The following is a 26,993-nucleotide window of genomic DNA, read 5'->3' on the forward strand; positions in this document are numbered from 1 at the left end:
GGGGAATGAACCAAGTTTGGCTATCTATAATCTGGATCAACTGCAACATCACATTTTACTCTGTAATGGTGGAACATGCATGCGTAACGATGGGGAAGAAGTAACTCAGGCGGTACGGGACGAGATTGTTAAACAGCAGGCGGGAGGATTCATCCATACGACTCGTACCAAATGTAATGGTCAGTGTGACAACGCATGCGTGTCGATTGTGTATCCACAGGGTGACTGGTATGGCCAGATGACACCGGATTCAGGCAGAGCACTCGTACAGGCCTTGTGCGAAGGCGAGAAACTGGAGAAACACTTGATTGCGAATGTGGCCAAGACCTCTGTGAAATAGAATTACAGAGAGGATATTATTTTTTTCTAAGATGACTTACCTGAGAATGATTTGCAATTAATTCGCTGTAACGGGATTGGAATTAAGCCTTATAAGCGCTATAATCAGTAGGGTATGATTAAAATATGACATGTATTATTCTATATAAGTTCAACTAAACGTTTTACACGAGAACGGAGAGGACAGAAAAAAGCTGGAGAAGCGGAGCGCTCGCCTAAAAGCTTTCTGAAAGAAAGCTGCATCGGAAGCGTATGCTTATCACCGGATTTAACCTTTAAAAAGGGAATCAAAAAATCTGGGGATAACAGCGACCGGAAGGTTATTCTGTCATCGGAGTGGCAAGTGTAAACATTCTTTGGTTAAACTTATATAAATGAGAATTGACGGAGGGCTATAAATATGGAAAAAGCGTTAATCTTCGGTCACAAAAATCCCGACACGGATACGATCTGTTCGGCAATCGCCTATGCGGATCTCAAAACAAAATTGGGTCAGGACGTTGAAGCTGTTCGTCTCGGCGAAGTCAATGGTGAAACCCAGTTTGCACTGGATCATTTCAAAATTGAGGCACCGCGCCTGATTAAAACAGCTTCAAATGAAGTAAACAAGGTTATTCTGGTTGACCACAACGAGCGTCAGCAAAGCGTAAGCGATATTGAGGAAGTGACTGTCGTGGAAGTTATCGACCACCACCGTATTGCTAACTTTGAGACAAGCGGACCTCTGTATTTCCGTGCAGAGCCTGTAGGTTGTACTGCAACCATTTTGAATAAAATGTACAAAGAAAACGGCATCGAAGTGAGTGCGCCGATTGCTGGTCTGATGCTGTCTGCAATCATTTCTGATTCCTTGTTGTTCAAATCCCCGACTTGCACAGAGCAGGATGTAGCCGCTGCGCGTGAACTGGCTGCCATTGCTGGCGTAGATGCAGACAGCTATGGTCTGGACATGCTGAAAGCCGGCGCGGATCTGAGCCAAAAAACAATTGCTGAGCTGATTTCCCTGGATGCCAAAGAATTCGTAATGGGTCAAGCCAAAGTGGAAATTGCACAGGTTAACGCTGTAGATGTGAACGATGTTCTCGTGAAGCAACCTGAGCTAGAAGCAGCCATTGAAGCGATCATTTCCAGCAAAGGTCTCGACCTGTTCGTATTTGTCGTAACAGACATTCTGAACAACGATTCTGTGGCTCTGGCATATGGCGCATCCACCAAAGCTGTGGAGAAAGCCTACAATGTGACACTGTCTGATAGCAAAGCGCTCTTGAAAGGCGTAGTATCACGCAAATCACAGATTGTACCGGTTCTGACGGAAGCATTCAACACGTTATAAATCGGACAGATTGGCGTATTCATACGCTGATAGGTATTACAAATAATAGCAACGACATCCTAGCCTGCTCTGATCGGTACATGATCAGGACAGGCTTTTGATGTGGAGGAGGAAGAATCATGATCAAAAATGAAAAAATCAAAGCAGCCGAAGTACAGCTTACCGGATTGAATGGTGAAGATCTGGGCGTGATGCCCACAAAGGAAGCCCTTCTACTTGCGAAGCAGCATAAAGTAGATCTGGTGTGCTTGTCCTTGATGACCAGTCCGCCGCCATGCAAGCTGATCGGTGCAGGAGCAGCCAAAGCGGAAGCGCAGCAGGCGAAGAAAAAAGCGAGTAAATCCCCTGATAAACGGAAAGTAAAAGAAATTCGTTTGAACCTTGCAATGGAGGATCATGACCGGGATACCAAGCAATCTCAGGCGGAACGCATCCTGAAGAAAGGTGATTCGGTAAAACTCGTCATCCAGGTGCATGGAGCCAAAGAGGGAGCTGCTGGCAAGGAATGGGCAGAGCAACTGAGCAAATCGCTGGCTGAATTCGGTAGTAAAACGACGGGTGTCCAGGTAAGTGGTAAACAGGTTGTCGTGCAACTGGACCCCCATGCGTAGATTGCCAGACGATTATTGAGATAACACATAGCAAGGCCAATGTGAATGCAGTAATGATTATTCGAATGTGAGAAAAGCCCAATGAATGGCAGGGTAACTGCTGTACCATTGGGCTTGTTAATCGTCACTTGGATTGATATATCAGGGATGCAACTCAAGGCGAAATCCGTTTCTGTATCATTAATTCAGCTGCGTAAATAACGACTGCCCCCAAGACGTACATATAACTGTCCGGGTAATACAGGTGTAGAAGCAGCGGCAACATTATTCGGGTTGTTCTTGGCGAATCGAGATAAATAAAAGAAGTCCGGATAAATAACCATATCCATTAAGTAAGCAGAGACCCGGCTACCTGGAACGCGGAACTGATTCAGGGTACGTATTATTTCTCCGCCGCTTGCAATGCCAATCCCATGGCCATAATACCAGTCCTCGCGCAGCATAATCGTATTCTCTCCCTGCCATTCGGGGGTTTCGGGAGAAACATCCGGATTTTTGAAATACAGTACATCTCCTGGAAGCGCGGTTTCACTACCATTTTTTTCGATCAATCGCAGGTCGCTGTCATAATGCCAGTCAAAGAGCAGCAGATTTCGAAACAGCGAATTAAAAGCATCTTCACGAATGCTTCCCAGCACGCCACCATACAGCACAATGACCGTGGCTGTTGCACATTCAAAGGCATACAAGTGCCCATTCCTCCAAATATCCCGGATGCCGTCAGCGGGTGTTACGTTCGGTTTAAGCTCGAATCCACCCTCTGCATTTCGATTCCAGAAGGCAGGATTACATCTGGATTTTTCAAAGGATGCAAAATTCACCCCGCTTCGATCCAGTCCTTCTGCTGCATTCACGAGCGAGCCTCTCAAGTCCCATTCAAATCGAAGATGATCCATGGATTGGTAAACATATCTCGTTGGACGATCCTGAAGTTGCTGTAACCAGTACCATTCAAAATCAGACCATTCCGAGCGGTTCAGCAGGGCGGGTTGATTTGCGACAATGATCATCATTCATAACCTCCATTCCTGTTTGAATATTCAACATTGTATTATCAGTAGAGCACGGGTATTGTGTAGTATATGACGCGATGTGTTCGAATTGGTATGTACATATTGAATGTCCCGGCATCCAAGCTTAAAAATGTCGTTTCCTGTGAACATTTTGTGTGACCTCGTTTATAAATCATGGCATTTGGGGTAGTACTCTATAGATGAAGTTATGTTCAAGCGGGTCTATTCATACGGAATACAATCAGATTCTCATAAAGGAGGACACGTGATGTCGAAATCCATTACAGAGAGCCGATCTCTGTTCGAACAATTGTATACACACGCACCAATCGGCATTGCTGTCGCATCGCATGTAAATGGAAAGTGGTTGCAGCTTAATCCTGCATTTTGCGAGATGCTTGCATATAGTGAAGAAGAACTGCTCGATACTTCGGTCGTACATATGATCTGCGAAGAAGATCTGCACATGGAGGAATTCCGCAGCAAGTTCTGGGAAATGACCCATAAAACAAGGGAGATGTACGAGACGGAGGTTCGCCTGAAACGCAAGGACGGTTCGTTATTATGGGCAACCATTAGAGCTTGCATCGTACGGGATGAAACGAGTGGTGAACCTTTGTATCTGCTCGTACAAGCTGCTGATATTACGAAACAAAAAGATGCAGAGGAAATCCTTATTGTGCAACGTAAGCAATTGGAGGAGAGCAGTCGCATCTCGAGGCTGCTGGCAGAGTCTTCACTGGACCTGATTGCAATACATGATGTCGATTCCAGTCGTACATTTAAATATGTTTCGAATGCATGCAAGAGCATGCTCGGCTATGAGTTGGAAGAAGTGATAGGTAAGCCTGGAACATTCGTTATCTGTCCGGAGGATGTGCCCTTGGTTGAAGCGTATATGGAAGAGCAGAGAAGGGGTCTGGCTCCCAAACGGCTCAGTTATCGCCTGCAACATAAGGACGGATCTACGGTGTGGGCAGATACCATTACACATTATGTCTATGACAGTGCAGGTGAATTGTTAGAACTCGTCGCTGTAACCCGGGATATCACAGCCAGCCAGCAACAACAGTTAAGCATGCAGGAGTACAGATCATTATTTGACTGTAATCCCCTGGGCGTGGCTTCTCTTGATCTGGAAGGCAATCTGCTGAAAGCCAATGTGGGTCAGGAACAGTTGACGGGACACAGCAAGGAGGAGCTGCTGAGCCGACCTTTTGATCACCTCATTGATCCTGTGGATCTGGAGAAGACACGATATCATTTTGAGGAAACGGTGAAGGGCACGGCACAGAGCTATGAGATAGGCTTGATTCACAAAAATGGACAGCGAATTGAAACCAATGTGATTAATGTTCCTATTATACTGGAGGATAAAGTTGTAGGTGTCTATGGGATTACCAGTGACATTACGGAGTCCAAACGTTATGTCGAGGAAATCGAGAATCTTAGTTATGAACGGGCATTGATTTTGAATGGCATGTCTGAGGGTGTTATTGGACTGGACCTGGAAGGGAATCTGAACTTTGCTAATCCGGCCGCTGCGGAGATCATGAACTTCTGTCCAAGTGAAATGAACGGCAAACCTCTTGAACAGATGATGATTCAGATGCAGAGCGAAGGAATCCCTTACCCATCCAAGGATACACCAATTCTACAGGCTGTTCGTGAGGGACGAGGTCTGCCGCGTACCGAATCCGTTTTTTGGAGACAGGATGGGTCCAGTTTCCTGGCGGAGTTCCAATTGAAGCCGATTATGGATCAGGGTAGAACCCGTGGAGCCGTTTTGGTTTTCCGTGATATGACATCTGTGAAGGACATCATACGTGCCAAGGAAGCAGCAGAGCATGCAGACCGAGCGAAGTCCGAGTTTCTGGCTATCATGAGTCATGAGCTTCGAACACCATTGAATGGCATCATGGGCATGGCCCACCTATTAATGGAAACCGAGCTGGATGATGAACAGAAAGGCTTTGCAGAAATCATGATTGATAGCGGCGAATCTCTTTTGTACATTTTGAATGAAATCCTGGATTTCAGCAAAATCGAAGCAGGCAAAATGGATCTTGAGCGCGCACCTGTAGATATTAAGGCGATGCTGGGTGGAGTGATTGAACTGTTTGCGCTGAAGGCCTCAGAGAAAAATATTGAACTCTTTTGTGAAGTGTCGGATCACATTCCTGAGCGAATTCGGGGGGATGAGACACGAATTCGGCAGGTGCTGATTAATCTGGTGGGTAACGCTGTTAAATTCACAGAGCAGGGTCGTATTCAGGTGAGCGTTGGTGCTGATTTTTCAGATGAGCATGGTCGGGACAATCTGATGTTGACCTTTAAAGTAAGAGATACAGGAATCGGTATTCCAACAGAAAAGCAGCATCAGTTGTTCCAATCCTTCTCACAGCTTGATCCGGCCATCAATCGCAAGTTTGGCGGGACAGGACTGGGGCTTGCGATCAGCAAGAAACTGGTGGAATTAATGGGTGGAGCGATTGGCGTACAGAGTGAGATCGGTGAGGGAGCAGAGTTCCAGTTCACCCTCGTAGTGGAGCGCTGGCAAGAAGAAAGTAGTGACCCGATCGAAATTACTGAGAATGATGAACTGCAATTGGATCGAGCCAGTCTTGCCCATGACCTCAAAATATTGATTGCTGAAGATCAAGCGGTCAACAGCCACCTGTTGGAGGAGATGCTGCGCAAGTTTGGCGGAGTATGTGATATCGTTGAGAACGGTGCACAGGCCGTTGATTCATTGAACAAGGTTCAATATGACCTGGTGTTCATGGATATTCAAATGCCCGTTATGGATGGGATTGAAGCGACCTGTCGAATCAGACAGAGCCATCCAGAGATACCGGTTATTGCAGCGATAACTGCTTTTGCAGGTGCGAGTGACCGCGAGGAGTGCTTGAAATGCGGGATGCAGGACTTTATTAGCAAACCGTTCCATTCCGCGGAGATCAGCCGTGTATTAAATACATGGGTTCCATATATTCGCTCTCAAAGGGTAACGTAACAGAAAAATAACCTGTGCCTTGAATTCAAGGTACAGGTTATTCTGTCATTTACGACCAGCCTCCGATTAACCCGGAGAGGGTTACGCATTCGTCATCTTCCAAATCTGCAATCAGAGTGAGTTCTTCGTTGTCTTGTGGATCAACGGAGAATAATTCACGGCGTCCGTCCTCATGCACAATAATGACTAACTGCTGGCCGCCCTTTGTATCAAACTGGTACTTAACTCCAATACCAGGTAGTGGGCATTCGCGGATATTCATGAAACCTGTCACCTCTTTAGCTTTGCTGAATAAAAAATTAACCGTTCACACAGTACGGATGTATTCTACTATCCACAACACCGTTTGGCAAGTCACAAATAAAATTGGTGTGAAGGAATTAATTTTTTCCGCGATGTGATCCTGCACTATGTCTCTGTCTGGCCCGTTTGCGACGAACCAAAAACCAAATGAGCAGAGCAACGATGAATAATAGGCCAATGACTGCAACGATGATGATGTTCCGAATGTTGGGGACCTGTACAGTCAGATCCAGTTTATTCATCTGGAGGGGGGAAACGTGCCAAATGAGCGTTTTTCCGCCATCCTCTACCTGATCCGCATTGGAATCAGCTGCCTTGATAGGCAAAGACAACTTAAAATCAAAGTTAACATCTTTTAACAAGAGGTTCTTAAGAAAGCTAGGCACCTTGTTAATCTGATTTTTGATCTCACCATCCGGCATGGATTCCATGAGGTCGGCTTCTGCTGTAATGTGCATCTTGGAAGTGAAGAAGCCGGGAGAAGTTGATTGTTCAACTTTGATCCCTTGTGGTAACTTGGACGTATCAAAGTTGGTTGTATTGCTTTTTTCATAATGGGTGGTCGCTGTGAGTTGCTTCTGATCTCCCTGTTCCGAAACCTCTGCCTGGAAGTTATTTCGATTCAATGCATCTGCGATCAGAGGCATGAGATTGTCTTGTCCAATCTTTCCAAGAGCGGAGTTCTTTACGTTGAGATTGAGATCCAGATCCGTTGATCCGTCCATATTCACCGTTAGATGGGCTTCTCCATCCGCACAGGCGGATAAAATAGATAACATAAGGACTAGTAGAACAGTAAGCATTAGCTGACGTAAGGGGATGCGAGTCGACATGTCTTTCAACCTTTCTGCGTAAAAATCCAAATTCCATTTCATAGAAGTATAGTATACACCGTAAACATGGCGGATGAAACTTTGAACCCTGCAGTGAGGTACGTATGATATAGTGCCCTGTGGGAAATAATCAATATGTTAAAATTGAAGATTTCGTATTTTTGTCAATGTTCGGTCAATTCAAACGGTGTTTCACCGTGTACACTAGTAGTAGTGTGATGAATATACGGAAGCAGGGAGGTTACATTCATGACATATATCATTATTATGGCCGTTATTATGGTCGTGGGCATGGTCGGAATGGGCTGGTTCTATCAGATTATGGATAAAGACCAAAGCTAGTATTTTTTAAATGTGAAAAGAAGAGAGACAACCTATAAGCTGGCTTCGCTAATGCGAGGCGGGCTTATTTGTGTTTGAAAGTTTTTTGAAGAAATGATCTTACATTAGCACGTAATATATGTAGTCAACAATGTTGTACAAATTTGACCGATGGACAAATATTTTTCGTAAAGATGGGATTTTTTAGCTGCTCTTTTGTATAATAGGGGTTAGTTTAACTCGGGATACTCTCGAGATTCTGCCAAACAGGAAAGGGTGTACATAAATGAAATTTAGTGAGTATACGTATACACGTCCGAATCTGGAACACATCAAGACATCTTTCCGTGAGCTGTTGAGCGGTTTTGAAGCTGCGACAACGGTTGAGGAACAGAGTGGGTTCATGGATCAGATTAATGCGCTGCGCAGTGATTTTGAGACGCAAGCCCAACTGGTCTACATCCGTCATTCCATTGATACCAATGATGAGTTTTACAAAGCGGAGAACGAATTTCTGGATGAAAATGCACCCATTGTGCAGGAATATATTACGGATTTTTACCGTGCACTGGTTAACTCGAAATTCCGCAATGAATTGGAGCAAAAATGGGGTTCACAGCTGTTCCAACTGGCGGATCTTTCACTGAAAACATTCAGCCCGGAAATCATTGAAGAACTCCAGAAGGAGAACAAACTTTCCACAGAATACAATCAGCTGACCGCTTCGGCCAAAATTCCTTTCGAAGGTGAAGAGCGCACGTTACCACAGCTTCATCCATTTGAACTGTCCACGGATCGCTCCATGCGTGAGCGGGCTTCGGAAGCCAGATACACGTTCATGGCTGAGCATGAGGCTGAATTCGATCGTATTTACGATGAACTGGTTAAAGTGCGTACACAGATTGCGAAAAAACTGGGATATCCAAGCTATGTGGAACTCGGCTATGATCGCATGAACCGTACGGATTATAACGCAGAGATGGTAGCCAACTTCCGGGCCCAAGTTCGCGATTATATTGTACCTGTAGCGACCAAGCTCAGAGAGCGCCAGCGTAATCGGATTGATGTGGATACACTGTATTATTACGATCAGGGCTTCAGCTTCAAGACAGGTAACCCGACACCTAAGGGTGATGCGGAATGGATTATTGAGAATGGTAAAAAAATGTACGCTGAATTATCGCCAGAGACGGATGCATTTTTCCAGATGATGACCGACAACGAGCTTATGGATCTGGTCAGCAAAAAAGGTAAACAAGGGGGCGGATATTGTACGTTCCTGAACGATTACAAAGTGCCGTTTATCTTCTCCAACTTCAACGGTACATCCGGTGATATTGATGTATTGACACATGAAGCAGGTCATGCTTTCCAAGTGTATGAGAGCCGTGATTTTGCAGTGCCTGAATACAACTGGCCGACATATGAATCGGCTGAGATTCATTCCATGAGTATGGAGTTCTTCACATGGCCTTGGATGCAATTGTTCTTCAAGGAAGATACGGACAAATACAAGTTTGATCACCTGTCTTCCGGTTTGTTGTTCATTCCGTATGGTGTAGCTGTGGATGAATTCCAGCATTTTGTATATGCGAACCCGGATGCGACACCAACGGAGCGTAAGCAGGCATGGCGTAACATTGAGAAGACCTATCTGCCACACATCAATTACAAAGATAATGCTTATCTGGAGCAGGGTGGTTTCTGGCATAAGCAGGGTCACATTTTCTCATCGCCGTTCTATTACATTGACTATACGTTGGCACAGATCTGTGCATTCCAGTTCTGGAAACGCAGCAACGAAGATATGAAGTCCGCATGGGCCGATTACCTGACATTGTGCAAAGCGGGAGGAAGTTTGTCCTTCACAGGATTGGTTGAACTGGCTGGATTGAACTCACCATTTGAGGACGGTTGTGTTTCCTCCGTAATTGGAGATATTGAGGCATGGCTTGACGGTGTGAACGATAAGGCGCTTTAAGCCTTCGTAAGGATAAGGATGTCTCTATGAAAGTTCCTTCGTAAGGTATAAGTAGTGGATAAAGCTTTAAGATTGATAGGCAAGACGGCTTGGATACCTTCGGGTGCCTGGGTCGTCTTTTTTCATTACGGGTAAAAATCAACCTCGGTGTAACATTTATCGTGTTCATTGTGATTTATTTCACTATATCTGAAAACGGATTCAGTTACAATGTAGATAGTAAATCAGGGGTTACAGGAGGCTGGTTCAGATGGCAACACATGCATATTATGTTCCGCCCGTGAACTTGATGGGTAGAGGATGTTTACAGGAAGCAGGCCAGATGATTGAACAGATGGGTATCTACAAAGCATTGGTCGTAAGTGATTGTCAATTGATAACTTCAGGCGTTGCAGAGCAGGTACTGTCTATATTAAGAAAATCAGGGATAGACTATGTCGTATATGATGAGGTTCAGCCTAATCCAACATGTCAGAATGTACATGACGGACTTCAATTATTCCAGGATCATGGCTGTGACGCCATTATATCGATAGGCGGAGGTTCACCGCAGGATGCTGCCAAAGGTATTGGCATTGTAGCTACCAACGGTGGGCATATTCGTGAATATGAAGGATTGCATCAATCGAAACATAAGTCCGTGCCACTTGTGGCTTTTAACACAACGGCTGGCACATCGAGTGAGGTGACAATGAACTACGTGATTACAGATGAGGAACGTAAAGTAAAGATGGTAATGGTGGACCGTAATAGTCTGGTCTCCCTGTCGGTTAATGATCCGGAGCTGATGCTCAGCAAGCCAGCAAGTCTCACAGCGGCTACGGGAATGGATGCCTTAACCCATGCCGTGGAAGCGATGGTTACGCCCGGTGGATTTACAGTGACAAGTGCGACAGCTGCAGCAGCTGTTGAATTGATCTTTGAATATTTGCCAAGAGCGGTGAGAGACGGCAGTGATCTGGAAGCGCGGGAACATATGACGTACGCATGTTTCCTTGGCGGGATTGCTTTTAACAATGCGGGTCTGGGTTATGTCCACGCGATGGCGCATCAACTGGGTGGCGTATATGATCTGCCGCATGGGGTATGCAACGCCATGTTACTCCCCTATGTGGAGGAGCTGAATGCCAAGCATGTACCGGGCAAATTCCGTCACATTGCCAAAGCGATTGGTATGGATGTGAAGGGTAGAAGTGATGAGGAGTGTTCCGATTACGTTATTGGGGCCATCCGTCAGCTATCGAAGGAAGTTGGCATCCCTGAGAAACTGTCTGAGCTGGGTGTGAAAGATCCGGATGTGGAACTGCTTGCCGATAACGCGATGAAAGATGCCTGTGCACCAGGCAATCCCTATCAACCGTCCAAGGACGAAGTGATGGAGCTATTCCGCAAAATTATATAGACTTTTTCAGAAACGGATATATCCAAGTACGATCCTATTGATGTTGAGGATCACGGATTATCCAATTCAAAAATAATAGACAAAATGAGCCGAGATCGAAAGTCGGCTTTTTTGTCGTGTAAACTCGATATTTTTACTTATTTTTCCACTTAATAATTGCACAAAAACTAAAGGATTTTGCTTCTCTATTATCGAATACAATATGAATAACAGAGGCACGAGAAAGGGTGATCTTACCCGAAACTTGATGTCGATGTTTTCCAGTAAGATTCCCCAGTCCGTTTCGTGTTTAATGTTAAATAGGAGTATTCTATTTCATTGCTCACGAGCTACATCTTTAGTTCTTCATTTAACATTCACCTCTGTAAGTCAGTCAAGGCAATTCTACACCGCATCATCTCTATCTGAGGCTTCACAATCAAACAAGTTCAACTGCAATAAGACTCATCCGGTTACACATCTGTACAGCATGCTCCTAATCATGACAACAGTGTCCACACAACAGAATATCGATTATGGGCTCTGAAATGAATCAGAACGAATGCACGTGGAGGAGGCTGTAATGATGGCGAAAAAAGAAGTTGTAGCGATGCTACTTGCCGGAGGGCAAGGGAAGAGGTTAAAAGGATTAACGAAATCACTGGCTAAGCCGGCAGTATATTTTGGCGGTACGTACCGAATTATTGATTTTCCGCTAAGTAACTGCTCTAACTCGGGTATTGATACAGTGGGCGTATTAACTCAATATGAACCACTTGTCCTGCACTCCTATATTGGTATCGGCAGTGACTGGGATCTGGACCGTAAAAATGGCGGAGTATACGTACTTCCTCCCCATGAACGTGAAGACGGAAGCAGTTGGTACCGTGGTACAGCAGATGCCATCTTCCGTAACCTGAACTTTATTGAACAATTCGATCCTGAGCACGTGCTCATTCTGTCAGGGGATCATATCTATAAGATGGACTACGAAAAAATGCTCCAGTATCACAAAGATAAAGATGCGGATTGCACCATTTCGGTCATTGATGTCTCATTGGAAGAAGCCAGCCGATTCGGGGTGCTGAACACCAATGATGACTATAGCATCTATGAATTTGAAGAAAAACCTCCTGAACCCAAGAGCACACTCGCTTCCATGGGTATCTATCTCTTCAAGTGGGATGTACTGAAACGTTTCCTGATCCAGGATGAACAACAGGCGTCCACCTCCTATGACTTTGGTAAAGATATTATTCCTTTATTGCTTGAAAACGAAAAATCCTTATATGCATACCCATTTGAAGGTTACTGGAAAGACGTAGGTACCATTCGCAGTCTGTGGGAATCCAATATGGACCTGTTGGACGAAGACACACCGTTTAATCTGAATGATCCGGACTGGCGTATCTTTACACGTAATCCGAACCAACCTGCACAATACATCTCACCTTCGGCGAAGGTTCGCAATTGTATTATTAGTGAAGGCAGTATTGTGCACGGCGAGGTCAACCATTCCGTCCTCTTCTACGGGGTAGACGTTGGGGAGAACAGCGCTGTTATCGATTCGGTCATCATGCCAAGAGTGAAAATCGGGCAAAATGTGCGCATTTACCGAGCTATTATCGCAGAAGGATTGGTTATTCCTGATGGAACACAGATTTCGCCTGCACCGGAAGATGAGAGTGATATATTGCTCGTGGATCAGGAAGAACTGGAACGTCAGCTTCGCCAAGGAATAACCAGCAAGGCCTAATTGAAGTCAAAAGGACGGTGCATGCGATGAAACAATTGATCGGAGTTATTAACCTTGACCATGAACTTGAGGAATTGAAGGAATTGACGTACTTTCGCTGCGGAGCCGCGGTGCCTTATGCCGGGCGTTACCGTCTGATCGATTTTGTTCTATCCAACATGATGAATGCAGGAATTGAGAGTATTGGTGTATTTGTTAGACGAAAATATCGCTCGTTGATGGACCATCTTGGTGATGGGAAGCCTTGGGATCTGGATCGTAAGCATGGGGGCATGTTTATTTTGCCACCAGACTGGAACGATCCAACAGACACATCACAGGGGGATTTGCAGCATTTTCATAATAATTTGGACTTTTTCCACAGAGGTGCAGGACAGTATGTTGTGCATGCAGGTAGTCGCCATGTGACCAAAGCAGACCTTCAGGATGTCTACAGGTATCACATCAGCAAAGGAGCGGACGTTACACTGGTCTGCAAAAAAGTGGATCAACTGCTGCCTGAGCATGACGCCTGTGTCAAAGTTGACCATGACGGGGACGGTAATGTGGTGGACATTCACCAAAGCGCTAATCACCCGAATATATATACAGAAATTTTCATCATGGAAAAAGAATTGTTCTTGCGCCAGGTGCAGCGCTGCATTGATCATGGCGAGAGCCATTTCTTCCGGGATGTGATTCAAAAAAATCCGGATGGATTGAATATCGCTGCGTACGCATATGATGGCTATCACGCAGTCATCAATTCTATTGACAGTTATTATCGCAACAGTATGGATCTGCTGAACACAGGGCAATATGAACAACTGTTCAAGGAAGATCCGATCCAAACCAAAATCAAATATGAAGCGCCTGCCAAATACCTGGATACCGCGAATGTTAAACATTCGCTCCTTGCCAACGGTTGCATTGTGGGTGGAGAGGTGGAGGACAGTATTCTGTTCCGTGGTGTACAGGTGGCCAAAGGTGCCAAAATCAAAGGTTCCATTATCATGCAGAAATGTTACATTGGTGAAGGGACAGTGCTTGAGAACGTCATTTTGGATAAAGACGTGAAGTTGACCGGAGGACAGACGCTGATCGGTGACCGGTCGAATCCATACATTTTAGCGAAAAGCACTATTATCTAAAGCCCGCACGTAACCGATATCTTCTATAAATATATATAAAATAAAAATCCTGTAGGATGGATTTAAGGTTCGTAGACGAAAGTTGTTTGGTAAAGAGCGTAGCAGTAAGTGAAGGGGACGAAATCGATTCTGAAGAAGCGTAGCGGGCGCCTTTATCCCTGTATTTTCACATCTAAATAATAAATTCAAGAAAATACAGGGATAACAGCGATCAAAAGAACGATTCGTAACCGTAACGTGCGCATGCTCAAACCAAAATGTTGAGTGTATGAACCGCCATCATCCTGCAGGATTTCCCCGGGAGGAACCTACTTTTGTTTGACAACAAAGAAACGTTCAAGAGTATCTTTACACGGAATTTGGTCAGCAAATTGGGCAAACCGATTGAAGAAGCCACACAGGAAGACGTGTACCATGTACTGGGAAGCATGATCCGTGAATATGCAGGACAGGATTGGGCAGCGTCGAATCAGGGGTTCAAGCAGCGCCAGGATAAACAGGTCTATTACTTCTCGCTGGAATTCCTGATTGGACGTCTGCTCGGCAACAATCTGCTGAATGTAAACGAGTTGGAACTCGTCCGTGATAGTCTGGCGGAGCTGGGTTTTTCCTTGGAAGAGGTAGAAGAACAGGAGGCGGATGCAGGACTCGGTAACGGAGGTCTGGGACGACTCGCTGCCTGTTTCCTGGATTCACTCGCATCACTCGGATATGCAGGACATGGTTGTGGCATTCGGTACAAATACGGTTTGTTTGAGCAAAAAATCATCAATGGCAATCAGGTAGAGCTACCCGACAATTGGCTGGATAAGGGCAATGAATGGGAAGTCCGCCGTCCAGACAAAAAAGTGGAAGTGCAGTTCTGGGGCCGGGTAGAAGCTCACGAGCAAGATGGGGAATATCAATTTGTTACCAAAGATGCCGAAGCGGTTGTAGCCATTCCCTATGACGTGCCTGTCATCGGTTATGGTCAAACGCATGTGAACACATTGCGGCTATGGAGTGCTGAACCGAAGCGTGAGACTTCACTTGACACCCCATCGAACTACTACGGTTATCTGGATTATAGCCGTTCCGTTGAATCGATCTCCGAATTCCTGTATCCGGATGATTCCCAGTACGAGGGAAAGCTGCTGCGATTGAAGCAGCAATACTTCATGTGTTCAGCAGGCGTACAGAGTGCCTTGCGTACGTTTAACAAGCTGGAGCTACCGTATGATCGTTTGCCAGATAAAGTGGCCTTCCACATTAATGACACACATCCAACTTTGGTTATACCGGAACTGATGCGCATCCTGATTGATGTGAAGGGTTATGGCTGGGATGAAGCATGGGACATCACAACGCGTACTGTATCGTATACCAATCATACAACACTGAGTGAGGCGCTTGAGAAATGGCCTGTAGCCATGATCAGCAAGCTGCTGCCGCGGATCTACATGATCATTGAAGAGATCAATAAACGCTTCTGTGGCATGCTGCTGGATCGGCATCCTGGAGATCAGGATCGTATAGGGCATCTGGCGATTGTTGCGAATGATCAGGTTCGGATGGCGCATCTGGCCATTGTAGGCAGTCATAGCGTGAATGGTGTTGCTGCATTGCATACCGAGATTTTGAAAGAGCGCGAGATGGCTCCGTTCTATGCACTGTATCCAGAGCGTTTCAATAACAAAACCAATGGGATTACCCATCGCCGCTGGCTGATGCATGCCAATCCTAAACTGTCGGATCTGATTACGGATACCATCGGTAACGAATGGATTACAGAGCCGGGCAAGCTGGACCAGTTAGCTGGCTTTGCGGATAGTGCATCATTCCAGGAGCAGTTCCGTTTGATTAAGCGGGATAACAAAGAGCGGCTTGCTGCGTATATTCTGGACCATACCGGGACATCAGTGAACCCCGATTCCATTTTTGATGTACAGGTGAAGAGACTGCATGGGTACAAAAGGCAGCTGTTAAACATTCTGCATGTCATGCATCTGTATAATCGACTTAAGAATGATGCTTCATTTGATATGGTACCGCGTACGTTCATCTTTGGTGCCAAGGCAGCGCCGAGTTATTATTTTGCCAAGAAAATTATCAAGCTGATCAATACCGTCGCTGATACGGTGAATCGGGATGCGGCCGTGAATGACCGCTTGAAGGTATTTTTCCTCGAGAACTATTCCGTCTCTCTTGCAGAGAAAATCATTCCTGCTGCGGATGTTAGTGAACAGATCTCAACCGCAGGTAAGGAAGCGTCCGGTACGGGCAACATGAAGTTTATGATGAACGGTGCTTTGACGATTGGCACGATGGATGGAGCCAACGTGGAGATGGCAGAGCAAGTTGGAGAGGAAAATATGTTCATCTATGGTCTGCGTGCAGACGAAGTGCTTGAGTACTATCGTTCCGGCAGCTATCGTCCGAATGAGATTGTGCAGCATGATGAACGCATTCGCGAGGTCGTGGAGCAATTGGTGCATCCAGGTGCATTCTGTTATCGTGACGGGGAGTTCTGGGATATTTATGACTCACTGCTTGCCCATGGTGACGAATACTTTGTATTGCGTGATTTTGCTGCTTATGCAGACGCGCATGCTGCCATTGACCAGGCGTATCGGGATATTCCGGGCTGGACTCGAAAAGCGATATTAAATACGGCGCATTCCGGTATATTCTCCAGTGACCGTACCATTAGTGAGTATGCCACAGATATCTGGGGTATTCATCCCGTGTCCGGAAATTGGAAAGGTTGAGCATAGATTTCTAGACAAATAGGTCCCCTTGTTCACAAGAGTGATCTCTACTGGTTAATCAACCAGCAGAGTTAAACATCTCCTTGTGGAACAAGGGGATTTTGGCATACAGTGTTTCATAGTATCATTCAACTTGAAGAGAACCGCAACTCGCGTATCTTTCATCGAACAAGTTCGCACTCAAAATCAAAAAAAAGATCTGATTCTCAGTCATACTACATAAGAAATCGTTTGATATTTCGAATGAGATAGGGGACACGATGTTATGGATCATTACACACGAATTCAGCTTGCGATTGAGTATCTGGAGCAGCATTTGCAGGATGATTTTAATATCAGAGAGACGTCTGCTGCTGCGAGCTTTTCGGCGTTTCATTTTCAGCGTTTATTTCAGGCGATCACCGGATTCACTGTACTGGAATATGTGCGCAGACGAAGATTAACGGAAGCTGCCGGGATGCTGCGGGGCTCGTCGGAAGGCATATTGGATATTGCGATGAACTTTGGCTATCGATCTCAGGAGGCGTTTACCCGTGCATTTTCAGCCTACTTTGGAATGACACCCGCGAAGCTGCGCAAGTTGGAAGCGGATCAGTTGTCTCTTTTGAAGATGCAACAGAGCATTGATTTCAATGATTATCGAACTTCGCTTAATGGAACATTCCATATGAACACACCCCGTCTGGTCACACGGGAACCGAACTGGATTGCCGGCTATGAATATAAGACCAACCTGAATGACAATCAGCATTATGCTGAAATACCTGGATTTTATCACGATTTTGGTGTGGAACAGAGATTCATGGCGATCCCGGAGAGGACACGCCCTGATATGGCTTATGGTGTGGCTTGTCATTTCGAAGAGGATGGAGCATTTTCTTTTATTGTGGGTGAAGAGAGCAGTGGAGCATCTCAGGTGCTTGAACCCGGTTTTACCTCGATTGAAATTCCGGGAGGATTGTATGCAGAGTTCACCGTGGAAGGCTCAGGGCAGGATATCAGGAAAATGATCTATGGCAGTTGGCTGCCACAGTCGAACTATGAACGGAGGGAAGGACCAGACTTTGAAGTGACGGATGTCTGGAAATCAACTCCTGAACAATTGGACATGAAGATCTATATCCCGTTAAAATAGACCTACCGCTTCGCGGAAAACAAGGTCGGAGGATAGAGGGAATGAACGAAAAGTCGTGGCTCCACTCCAAGTGGATACCTGCAACGGTTGGTTTCATGGCAGTGTTATACGTATTGATTATGGGCAATTTACTGTTTGTCAGTGGACGAACGCAAGGCTTGTATTATCAATATAATCTCGTCCCCTTTGAGACCATTCGGCCACTTCTATTGGAGAGGGAGAGGTACCATACAGATGCCTGGGTCAAGAATTTGTTCGGCAATATCGTATTGTTCATTCCACTGGGCATCTGGATTCCCTGGTTGTTTCGGAGGTGTCGTTCGTTCCTGATCTTCACATCCACAGTTGTTTTGCTTCTGCTTGGTGTTGAAGTCATCCAATTGATTACACGTTTAGGTTCGTTCGATGTGGATGACATTATTCTGAACACAGTCGGTGCCTGGATTGGTTACGCCGGATTTAAGCTATTCTTATTATCACCAGGAAAGACTCGGAATTGAGCCGCAGATCGCGGTCCATGACCGAGTCTTTTTGCATAAGAACCCTTTCATATGTTTACAAGGGAATCATTTCGGATAAAACATATTAACGGCTTATTTATATCGTATACAGAGATTATATATATAAATTGAACTACATTTACACGAAACGGAGAGGACAGAAATAACCTGAAGAAGCGAACGCGTTCGCCTAAAAGCTTTCTGAAAGAAAGCTGCATCGGAAGCATAGGCTATACCTGGATTTTCCCCTTATTGGGGTAATTCATAAAATCTGGGGATAACAGCGATTGGATGGTTGTTCTCTCATCGGAGTGTCCAGTGTAAATATCCTTTAGTTCAATTTATATAGTACAAAGATGAAAGCGAGGTGGGCGATATCGTTTGGTGGAAAGAGAGTGTGGTATACCAGATTTACCCGAACAGCTTCAAGGATTTGGACGGAGACGGATATGGCGACTTGCAGGGGATATGTGAGAAGCTCGATTATTTAGAGAATTTGGGCGTGGATGTGATCTGGCTCTGTCCCATCTATGATTCACCAGGACATGATAACGGATACGATATACGTGATTATTACGCCATTCTGCGCAAGTATGGCACGATGGAGGATTTTGATCGACTCTTGGCAGAGGCACATAGGCGTGGTCTCAAGATCATGATGGATCTGGTGTTGAATCATACGTCGGATGAACATGCCTGGTTTGCCGAATCGCGGTCGTCAAAGATTAATCCGAAGCGGGATTATTATATTTGGCGTTCAGGCAAAAATGGCCAGGTGCCGAATAATTGGGAATCCTATTTTGGAGGTTCAGTGTGGAAGCATGATGCCGAAACGAATGAGTATTATCTTCATCTATACTCGGAACAGCAACCCGACCTCAACTGGAACAATGAACAGATGGCGGAAGAGATGTATGAGATGGTTCATTGGTGGCTGGAAAAAGGGGTAGACGGATTCCGTTTCGATGCAGTGGCGCATATCGCCAAGGCAGAGGGGCTGCCAAGTGCCCACAATCCGGACAATCTGCCAGTGGTTCCGGCATATCAGCTCTTTTCCAACCTGGAACAAGTCCATTCGATTCTGAAAAAGCTGAATAACATGATCCTGAAACCATACGGACCTATGACGGTTGGCGAGACTTCGGGACTTGGGCCTGAGCAAGCGCTGGCTTATGTGGGGACTGATCGTGATGAACTTAATATGGTATTCCAGTTTGAGCATATGTTCATCGATGCCAAATCTTCCGGAATTGGTAAGTGGAACTACAAGGAATGGAAATTGACTGATCTCAAAGAAATCATGAGCCGGTGGCAAACGGTTTTGCATGGTAGAGGCTGGAACGCCAATTATATGGGCAATCATGATCAGCCACGCCCGGTCTCCCGTTTTGGTGATGACGGTAAATATCGAGTGCGTTCTGCTCAGATGCTGGCCACGTGGATGCTTACACTTGAAGGAACACCTTATATCTACCAGGGAGAAGAGATCGGCATGACCAATGTCGCTTTTCCGAATATCGAGCAATACCGGGATATTGAGACGAAAAATTATTATAATCATTACATTGGTCAAGGTAAGTCGAAGCATGAAGTCATGCAGGCGATTTGGCTGAAGAGTCGCGATAATGCCCGTACGCCAATGCAATGGGATGATACGGAACACGCTGGATTTACCCAAGGTCAGCCCTGGATACAGGTGAATGATAATTATCCTGAGATTAACGTAGCTGATGCCGAAAGTGATCCACAATCCATTTTGCATTATTACAGAAAGCTGATTGCACTTCGCAAACAACATAAAGTGCTGATCTATGGCGCGTATGAACTACTGCTGCCGGATGATCCGGATATCTATGCCTATACACGAACGCTGGATGATGAGCAGATGTTGGTCATTCTGAATTTCCGTGGGCATGAGCCTGAGATGGAGTGGCCTGAAGGGTGGGATGCGGAGCATGCCAAGCTGATCATCAGCAATGTCAGCAGACGTTATTCTACCGATGAAGGTGCCATTCAGCTTCAACCATATGAAGCAAGGGTATATCGTAGGAAGCAGTGAGACGGAAGTTATCCATTTTTGCGTTGGTGAAGAGCTATGACTTATAATCAATAGTGGTTTCAAAATAATAAAAACTATGTCGGGAGGAATCCGAGTTGTTAAATATTACGTTCCATGGTCACTCCAGTGTACAGCTGGGCACAGAAGAAAAGTCACTGATCATTGATCCCTTCCTGCGTGGCAACGAGCTTGCCGTCACGAAGCCTGAAGATATCAAGACCGATGTTGTATTGTTGACACATGCACATATGGATCACATCCTCGATGCTGAACCTATCGCCAAAGCGAATAACGCCAAAGTTGTGGCTATTGTGGAATTGGCTACATATATGTCCTGGAAAGGTCTGGATACACTCGGCATGAATATGGGCGGAACGGTGGATCTTGGCTTTGCTCAAGCCAAAATGATTCAGGCGTTCCATACTTCCGGGATTGTGCTGGAAGAAGAACAACGGATTATGTATGCAGGTTTGCCTGCTGGATATATCATTACTATTGGTGGTAAAACGATTTTGCATGCAGGAGACACGAGTCTCTTCGGGGATATGAAAATGATTGGTGATCGTCATGACATTGATGTAGCTTTCTTGCCGATCGGTGGACATTTCACCATGGGACCTGAGGATGCACTGCAAGCGGCCGAATGGTTCAATGCCAAACTGACGATTCCGGTTCATTATGATACATTCCCGGTGATTCGTCAGGATGCGGAACACTTCGTGCAACAGCTGGCTGCAAAAGGGTTGGAAGGGCGTGTGTTGGCCCCGGGAGATTCTCTTACCCTGTAAACCACATTTAACCCCTGTTCAATAATAATTGTATTTTTGGATAAAGACGAATATCACGTCAAGATAACTGACGCGATATTCGTCTTTTTTCGGTTTCAGGTTCAATTTTCACCAATAGAGTTGGTACAAATGACAAAAACATTGAAATTCCATTGTTGAACTCTGGTGTGGAATGATATAAAAAGTTACACGGAAACCAAACGGAAATCCGAATTGACCGCAAACAGGGGGAGCGTTCATGTCATTTGTGAAATCACTATTTTTTCAAATTATTGTCGCGGTAATCATCGGGATTGGGGTAGGCATCCTGTGGCCGGATCTGGGCAGCTTGCTGCAACCGCTCGGAACAGGGTTCATCAAATTGATCAAAATGATCATCGCACCATTGATATTCATGGTGATTGTCACAGGCATTGCCAAGATCGGGGATCTGAAGTCGGTAGGTCGTATCGGACTGAAAGCCATCGTGTGGTTCGAGATTGCAACTACAGTGGCGTTGGTGCTTGGATTGGGGACAGCCAATCTGCTTCGCCCAGGTGCCGGAATGAACGTAGACCCTTCAACCATAGACGCGAGTGGCATTGAAGCGAAAACCAATGGCTCCGAGTTACCGCACACGGTCGACTTTATCATGAATATTATTCCGACAAGTGTTGTGGATGCCTTCGCACAGAATGCACTTCTGCAGGTACTGCTCGTAGCGTGCCTGTTCGGTGTTGCGCTAGCAGCAACGGAGAGTAAAGCAAAAGAAAATGTACTGACGCTGATTGAGAACTTGCTCGGCATTGTGTTCCGCATCATCGGTTATATCATGAAACTTGCACCGATTGGTGCATTTGGAGCCATGGCCTACACGGTAGGAGCCTATGGGGCTTCCACATTGTCGTCCTTTGGTCTGTTGATTCTGGCCTGTTACGGTGCAGCGCTGTTGTTTCTCATCATGTTGGCACTCGCTGCCTGGTGGATCACCGGGCTGAATTTCCTGCAATTTGTGAAGTATACCCGTGCTGAAGTTATGCTGGCGATTGGAACAGGATCATCGGAAGTGGTGATGCCACGAATGATGGACAAACTAACCAAGGCGGGATGCGATCGTGCGGTTGTGGGTCTTGTGGTGCCGACGGGGTACTCGTTCAATCTGGATGGCGCTTCAATCTACTTATCATTGGCAACGGTATTTGTTGCTCAAGCCGTAGGGATTGAACTGACATTGATGCAGCAGATTACGATTCTGCTGGTGTTAATGTTAAGTTCCAAAGGTATGGCAGGAGTACCTGGCTCCGCATTTCTGGCCCTGTCCGCAACGGCAGTAGCCGTCAATGCTTTTCCGGTAGCAGCGGTTGCTCTGCTGCTTGGTGCAGACCGTTTTATGGATACAATGCGTGTTTTCACAAACCTGATGGGCAACTGTGTTGCAGCATTCGTGGTTGCAAAATGGGAAGGTTTGTTGGATCAAAAGCGAATGCGTGCCGTGCTCTCTGGGGAGATCAGTGCTGCTGAACTGGAAAGAGAAGAACAAGCTGCGCTCTCCTTACTGAAGTTGAATCTGCAGGACAAACAAGGGAAAGCTTCCGTTTCACCAAAGATGTCATAAGAGGCGTGGCTCCGCTGTGGTGATGAAGTCAAGTGACAGCAACCCTATGATAACAATCCATTACAAAAGTAAAAAAACAGCAGAGTGCATTTAAAAAGTTTAACCAAGTTCAACCAAGATATACCGTCTGTTGCCCACACCACATGTAGGGAGAACAGACGGTTTTTTGTTGTACCAATACAGATATCATGGAGTTCACGAACGCTGATTCCAAAATAAATGTTACAGAGGAAAGGTTTATGGGGAATGTGTAGAAGAGGTGAAGAATAACCATATTATAGTTTCAACTTGTATATACATGTTTAGTTATGTAATATAGATATGAAGTTAACCGAGAACATCACATGAGAGCATTACAATTTATTGGAGGCGTTAACATGAGTTCTAACAATACAACTCCGTCATCTTGGTGGAAGACATCAACGGTGTATCAGGTATATCCGAAGAGTTTTAATGATACAACCGGATCGGGTACCGGAGATATTCGTGGATTAACCGAGAAGCTTGATTATTTGCAGCATCTGGGTATCGATATTGTGTGGTTGCAGCCGGTATATGTATCCCCGCAACATGATAATGGATATGACGTAGCGGACTATTACCGGATTAATCCGGATTATGGGACGATGGAGGATTTTGACGAGCTGTTGAAAGGTCTGAAGGCTCGCGATATGAAACTGATGATTGATATCGTGGTGAATCACTCTTCGACCGATCATGAGTGGTTCCAGCAATCCCGCTCTTCCAAGGATAATCCGTATCGGGATTATTATATTTGGAAAGATCCTGCCCCGGATGGCGGTGTGCCGAACAACTGGCAATCCAAGTTCGGTGGACCTGCTTGGCAGTATGATGAACAGACGGGACAATATTTCCTGACTTTATTTGATAAAACGCAGGCAGATCTGAATTGGGAGAATGAGGAAGTGCGCAAAGCAGTACGGGATATGATTAAGTTTTGGGCTGAAAAGGGTGTAGATGGTTTCCGTATGGACGTGATCAACCTAATCTCCAAAGATCAGCGTTTCCCGGATGACGATGGCAGCGTATCACCTGGTGATGGACGCAAGTACTACACGGATGGACCGCGTGTACATGAATATATCACCGAGATGTACGACGAAGTATTCGGACCTTACAACATGGTGACTGTCGGAGAAATGTCCTCCACAACACTGGAACATTGTATCCAATATTCGAACCCGGCTTCCCGGGAGTTTTCAATGACGTTCAACTTCCATCACCTGAAAGTGGATTATCCGAATGGTCAAAAGTGGGAACTGATGCCGTATGATTTTGAAGCGATGAAGCAGCTCTTCAGTGAGTGGCAGACAGGCATGCAGGCGGGTGGAGGATGGAACGCACTGTTCCTGAATAACCATGATCAGCCGCGAGCACTGTCCCGATTCGCTGATGATGGTGACTATCGTGCCGAGAGTGCCAAGATGCTCGCGACAACGATACACGGAATGCAAGGTACGCCTTATGTATACCAGGGTGAAGAGATCGGAATGCCGAATCCAGTCTGGAATGACGTTAGCGAGTTCCGCGATATCGAATCGACGAACATGTACCGCTTGCTTCAGGAAGAACGAGGGAAATCAGCGGAGGAAGCGTTCGAGATCGTGAAGGAGCGTTCCCGGGACAACTCCCGCACACCGATGCAGTGGAATGGAAGTCAGAACGCTGGCTTTACTACGGGAACACCTTGGCTGAAGGTGGATGAGCGGTATCCTTCCATTCACGTGGAACAGCAGCTTGCTGACCCGGATTCGATCTACTACCATTACCGCAGATTGATTGCCCTGCGTAAACAGGTAAACGTGCTGATCGACGGTCTGTATGAACGTTTGGACGATGCACACCCGGATGTATTCGCATACGCACGGACCAATGGAAGTGAAACCCTGATTGTGGTATCCAACTTCAGTAAACGGGACGTCACATTCTCGCTTCCGGAAGTGGTCTGGAATGATCATATTGCAGGCAAATCAGCTGAATTACTCATTGGTAATACAGAGGCGGCTCCTGCTCTGATGCAGGAAATCTTGCTCAGTCCGTATGCATCCTATATGTGGCTTGTACCACAACAGGACTAATCATATTTTATAAATAGGAAGTGACACTATGGCAATTGATAAAAAACAGGTTGAGGAGATCGTCCGGGCAGTCGGCGGCAAAGAGAATATTGAAGCTGCAACACACTGTGTTACACGACTCCGGTTTGCCTTGTATGATGAGAGTAAAGTAGATACCGAAAGCCTGGATCAGAATGATCTGGTTAAAGGACAATTCTCTTCCCAGGGACAATTCCAGGTCGTTATTGGGCCTGGTCTGGTGGATAAGGTCTATGATGAGATGATTCAGATTACCGGTGGAGATCGTTCTTCCAAGGATGATGTGAAGGCGGTTGCTGGTAAAAAGCAAAATCCAATTCAGCGAGCGATTAAAACACTCTCGGATATTTTCATTCCAATCTTGCCAGCGATCATCACGGCAGGTCTTTTGCTCGGGATTAATAACATTCTGACAGGTCCAGGCATTTTCTTTGATGGAAAATCACTGGTGGATGTCTACCCAGCCTGGAAGGATCTTGCGTCCATTATTAATACGATTGCAAGTACAGCCTTCACGTTCCTGCCGGCTCTCATTGGTTGGGCAGCTGTAAAAAGGTTCGGCGGCAGTCCGCTGCTCGGGATCGTGCTTGGTCTCATTCTGGTACATCCCGATCTGCTGAGTGCATACGGTTATGCTGATGCCGTGAATAATGGCACAGTACCAACATGGAATTTGTTTGGTTGGGAGATTGAGAAGATCGGTTACCAAGGGCAGGTTCTGCCGGTACTGGTATCGGCCTATCTGCTTGCCAAGATGGAAATTTTCCTGAACAAAAGAGTACATGATTCCATTAAACTGCTGGTCGTTGCACCAGTTACATTGCTGATTACCGGATTCCTGGCATTTACGATTATTGGACCGGTTACATTCGCCATTGCGAATGCAATTACATCCGGCTTGATCTATGTATACGATTCCTACGCGGCGCTGGGTGGTCTGATCTACGGTGGTCTATATGCTCTGCTCGTCATCACCGGTATGCATCACACATTCCTTGCGGTGGATGTTCAGCTCATTGGTAGCCAGGGTGGTACGTTCCTGTGGCCGATGCTGGCATTGTCCAATATCGCACAAGGTTCAGCGGCACTTGCGATGATGCTTGTCCTGCGTGAGAAGAAAATGAGAGGACTTGCGGCAACATCCTCGGTGTCGGCCTTCCTCGGGGTTACTGAGCCGGCGATCTTCGGAGTAAATATCCGTTACCGTTATCCGTTTATCTTCGGTATGGTCGGTTCCGCAATTGGTGGTGTGCTGCTGACGATCAATAATGTTCAGGCAACTTCCATCGGTGTAGGTGGTGTACCGGGCTTCCTGTCGATTTTCCCTAACAAGTGGGGCGTCTTCTTCATCGGCATGGCGATCGTCTTGGTGGTACCGTTTGTACTGACGGTCCTTTTTGGCAGAGCCAAACTGAGAAAAGAAGATCGTAATGCAAGCAACGGAACGGATGCTGAGCCTACAGCGGCTACATCGCAATCTGCTTCGGCGGTTACCTCTTCCACTGCCAAAACTGAACCAAACCAGCGCACACGTAGTGTAGCTCAAGTAGGGGACGAAGCAGTGAATACGCTGGAAATTATGGCACCATTAACAGGCCAGGCCGTGTCACTGGAGCAAGTACCTGATCCGGCTTTTGCCGAGAAACAGATGGGTGAAGGTGTAGCCATTGAGCCTTCCGGCAACCTGGTCGTAGCTCCGTTCGATGCTCAAGTCGCTCATGTGATCAAGAGTAAACATGCCGTGATTCTTGAACACGCGAGTGGACTACAAGTTCTGATCCATGTCGGGATTAATACTGTATCCCTCAAGGGTGAAGGTTTCAATATGCATGTCGAAGCTGGCGAGCATGTAAAAGCTGGGCAAAAGCTGTTGGAGTTTGATCGTAAGGTCATTGAAGATGCGGGATACCCGCTGATTACACCGATTATCATTCCAGATGGCCAAGATATGGTTGAACGGGTAGAAGTCACAACAGGTGATGTTACCTCTAATCAAAATGGTGTGTTGAAGGTCCATCTGAAAGGTTAATTAAATA

19 protein-coding genes are annotated in these 26,993 nt (G+C 46.0%); 16 read left to right on the forward strand and 3 right to left on the reverse strand.

What is annotated here, in order from left to right; genetic code table 11:
- Positions 1–16: 16 nt before the first annotated feature.
- From NLBNIHML_RS30020 to infC, 3 genes are all read left to right on the forward strand, one after another.
- The gene (locus NLBNIHML_RS30020) at positions 17–340 is read left to right on the forward strand and encodes a (2Fe-2S) ferredoxin domain-containing protein (RefSeq protein ID WP_339242005.1); all 324 of its coding nucleotides are present in this window, start codon (positions 17–19) and stop codon (positions 338–340) included.
- Positions 341–739: 399 nt separating this feature from the next.
- Positions 740–1,672, forward strand: a complete 933-nt coding sequence (locus NLBNIHML_RS30025; protein ID WP_339242006.1) for a manganese-dependent inorganic pyrophosphatase — start codon at positions 740–742, stop codon at positions 1,670–1,672.
- Between the two features lie 119 nt (positions 1,673–1,791).
- Positions 1,792–2,283 (forward strand): translation initiation factor IF-3, encoded by a 492-nt coding sequence (gene infC, locus NLBNIHML_RS30030; RefSeq protein WP_339242008.1) that lies wholly within the window; start codon positions 1,792–1,794, stop codon positions 2,281–2,283.
- Positions 2,284–2,468: 185 nt separating this feature from the next.
- Here infC and tgl read toward each other — a convergent pair whose 3' ends face one another.
- The gene (gene tgl / locus NLBNIHML_RS30035; protein WP_339243037.1) at positions 2,469–3,293 is read right to left on the reverse strand and encodes a spore coat transglutaminase TGL; all 825 of its coding nucleotides are present in this window, start codon (positions 3,291–3,293) and stop codon (positions 2,469–2,471) included.
- Positions 3,294–3,564: 271 nt separating this feature from the next.
- On the opposite strand from tgl, the gene NLBNIHML_RS30040 reads away from it, so the two are divergent.
- On the forward strand, positions 3,565–6,312 hold the full coding sequence (locus NLBNIHML_RS30040) for a PAS domain-containing hybrid sensor histidine kinase/response regulator (protein WP_339242010.1): 2,748 nt from the start codon (positions 3,565–3,567) through the stop codon (positions 6,310–6,312).
- A 49-nt stretch (positions 6,313–6,361) separates the two neighbouring features.
- Here NLBNIHML_RS30040 and NLBNIHML_RS30045 read toward each other — a convergent pair whose 3' ends face one another.
- On the reverse strand, positions 6,362–6,574 hold the full coding sequence (locus NLBNIHML_RS30045; protein WP_076249592.1) for a cation:proton antiporter regulatory subunit: 213 nt from the start codon (positions 6,572–6,574) through the stop codon (positions 6,362–6,364).
- A 118-nt stretch (positions 6,575–6,692) separates the two neighbouring features.
- On the reverse strand, positions 6,693–7,448 hold the full coding sequence (locus NLBNIHML_RS30050; RefSeq protein ID WP_339242012.1) for a hypothetical protein: 756 nt from the start codon (positions 7,446–7,448) through the stop codon (positions 6,693–6,695).
- Positions 7,449–8,055: 607 nt separating this feature from the next.
- Between NLBNIHML_RS30050 and NLBNIHML_RS30055 the strand changes: the two genes are divergently transcribed.
- From NLBNIHML_RS30055 to treP, 12 genes are all read left to right on the forward strand, one after another.
- Positions 8,056–9,750, forward strand: coding sequence for a M3 family oligoendopeptidase (locus NLBNIHML_RS30055; RefSeq protein WP_494353414.1), 1,695 nt, complete (start codon positions 8,056–8,058; stop codon positions 9,748–9,750).
- A gap of 250 nt (positions 9,751–10,000) precedes the next feature.
- Complete coding sequence (locus NLBNIHML_RS30060; RefSeq protein ID WP_494353415.1) at positions 10,001–11,152, forward strand: iron-containing alcohol dehydrogenase; 1,152 nt, start codon at positions 10,001–10,003, stop codon at positions 11,150–11,152.
- 565 nt (positions 11,153–11,717) lie between these two features.
- A complete protein-coding gene (locus NLBNIHML_RS30065) occupies positions 11,718–12,887 on the forward strand; it encodes a glucose-1-phosphate adenylyltransferase (protein WP_339243038.1) in 1,170 nt (389 codons plus the stop codon).
- Positions 12,888–12,913: 26 nt separating this feature from the next.
- Positions 12,914–14,017: a glucose-1-phosphate adenylyltransferase subunit GlgD gene (gene glgD, locus NLBNIHML_RS30070; protein ID WP_339242018.1), complete on the forward strand. Its 1,104-nt coding sequence runs from the start codon at positions 12,914–12,916 to the stop codon at positions 14,015–14,017.
- A gap of 314 nt (positions 14,018–14,331) precedes the next feature.
- Positions 14,332–16,764 carry a glycogen/starch/alpha-glucan phosphorylase gene (locus NLBNIHML_RS30075; RefSeq protein WP_494353416.1) on the forward strand — a complete coding sequence of 811 codons (2,433 nt, stop codon included), beginning with the start codon at positions 14,332–14,334 and terminating at the stop codon, positions 16,762–16,764.
- 265 nt (positions 16,765–17,029) lie between these two features.
- The gene (locus NLBNIHML_RS30080) at positions 17,030–17,899 is read left to right on the forward strand and encodes an effector binding domain-containing protein (protein WP_494353417.1); all 870 of its coding nucleotides are present in this window, start codon (positions 17,030–17,032) and stop codon (positions 17,897–17,899) included.
- Between the two features lie 41 nt (positions 17,900–17,940).
- Positions 17,941–18,399, forward strand: a complete 459-nt coding sequence (locus tag NLBNIHML_RS30085; RefSeq protein WP_494353418.1) for a VanZ family protein — start codon at positions 17,941–17,943, stop codon at positions 18,397–18,399.
- 367 nt (positions 18,400–18,766) lie between these two features.
- Positions 18,767–20,458, forward strand: a complete 1,692-nt coding sequence (locus NLBNIHML_RS30090) for a glycoside hydrolase family 13 protein (protein WP_494353419.1) — start codon at positions 18,767–18,769, stop codon at positions 20,456–20,458.
- A 95-nt stretch (positions 20,459–20,553) separates the two neighbouring features.
- Positions 20,554–21,246 carry a metal-dependent hydrolase gene (locus NLBNIHML_RS30095; protein WP_339242027.1) on the forward strand — a complete coding sequence of 231 codons (693 nt, stop codon included), beginning with the start codon at positions 20,554–20,556 and terminating at the stop codon, positions 21,244–21,246.
- A gap of 238 nt (positions 21,247–21,484) precedes the next feature.
- Entirely contained in the window at positions 21,485–22,840 is a 1,356-nt protein-coding gene (gene dctA, locus NLBNIHML_RS30100) for a C4-dicarboxylate transporter DctA (RefSeq protein WP_494353420.1), read from the forward strand.
- Between the two features lie 377 nt (positions 22,841–23,217).
- Complete coding sequence (gene treC / locus NLBNIHML_RS30105) at positions 23,218–24,939, forward strand: alpha,alpha-phosphotrehalase (RefSeq protein ID WP_494353421.1); 1,722 nt, start codon at positions 23,218–23,220, stop codon at positions 24,937–24,939.
- A gap of 28 nt (positions 24,940–24,967) precedes the next feature.
- Positions 24,968–26,986 (forward strand): PTS system trehalose-specific EIIBC component, encoded by a 2,019-nt coding sequence (treP, locus tag NLBNIHML_RS30110; protein ID WP_494353422.1) that lies wholly within the window; start codon positions 24,968–24,970, stop codon positions 26,984–26,986.
- The last annotated feature ends 7 nt before the right edge of the window (positions 26,987–26,993 follow it).

Source organism: Paenibacillus sp. JNU01 (genome assembly GCF_059130585.1).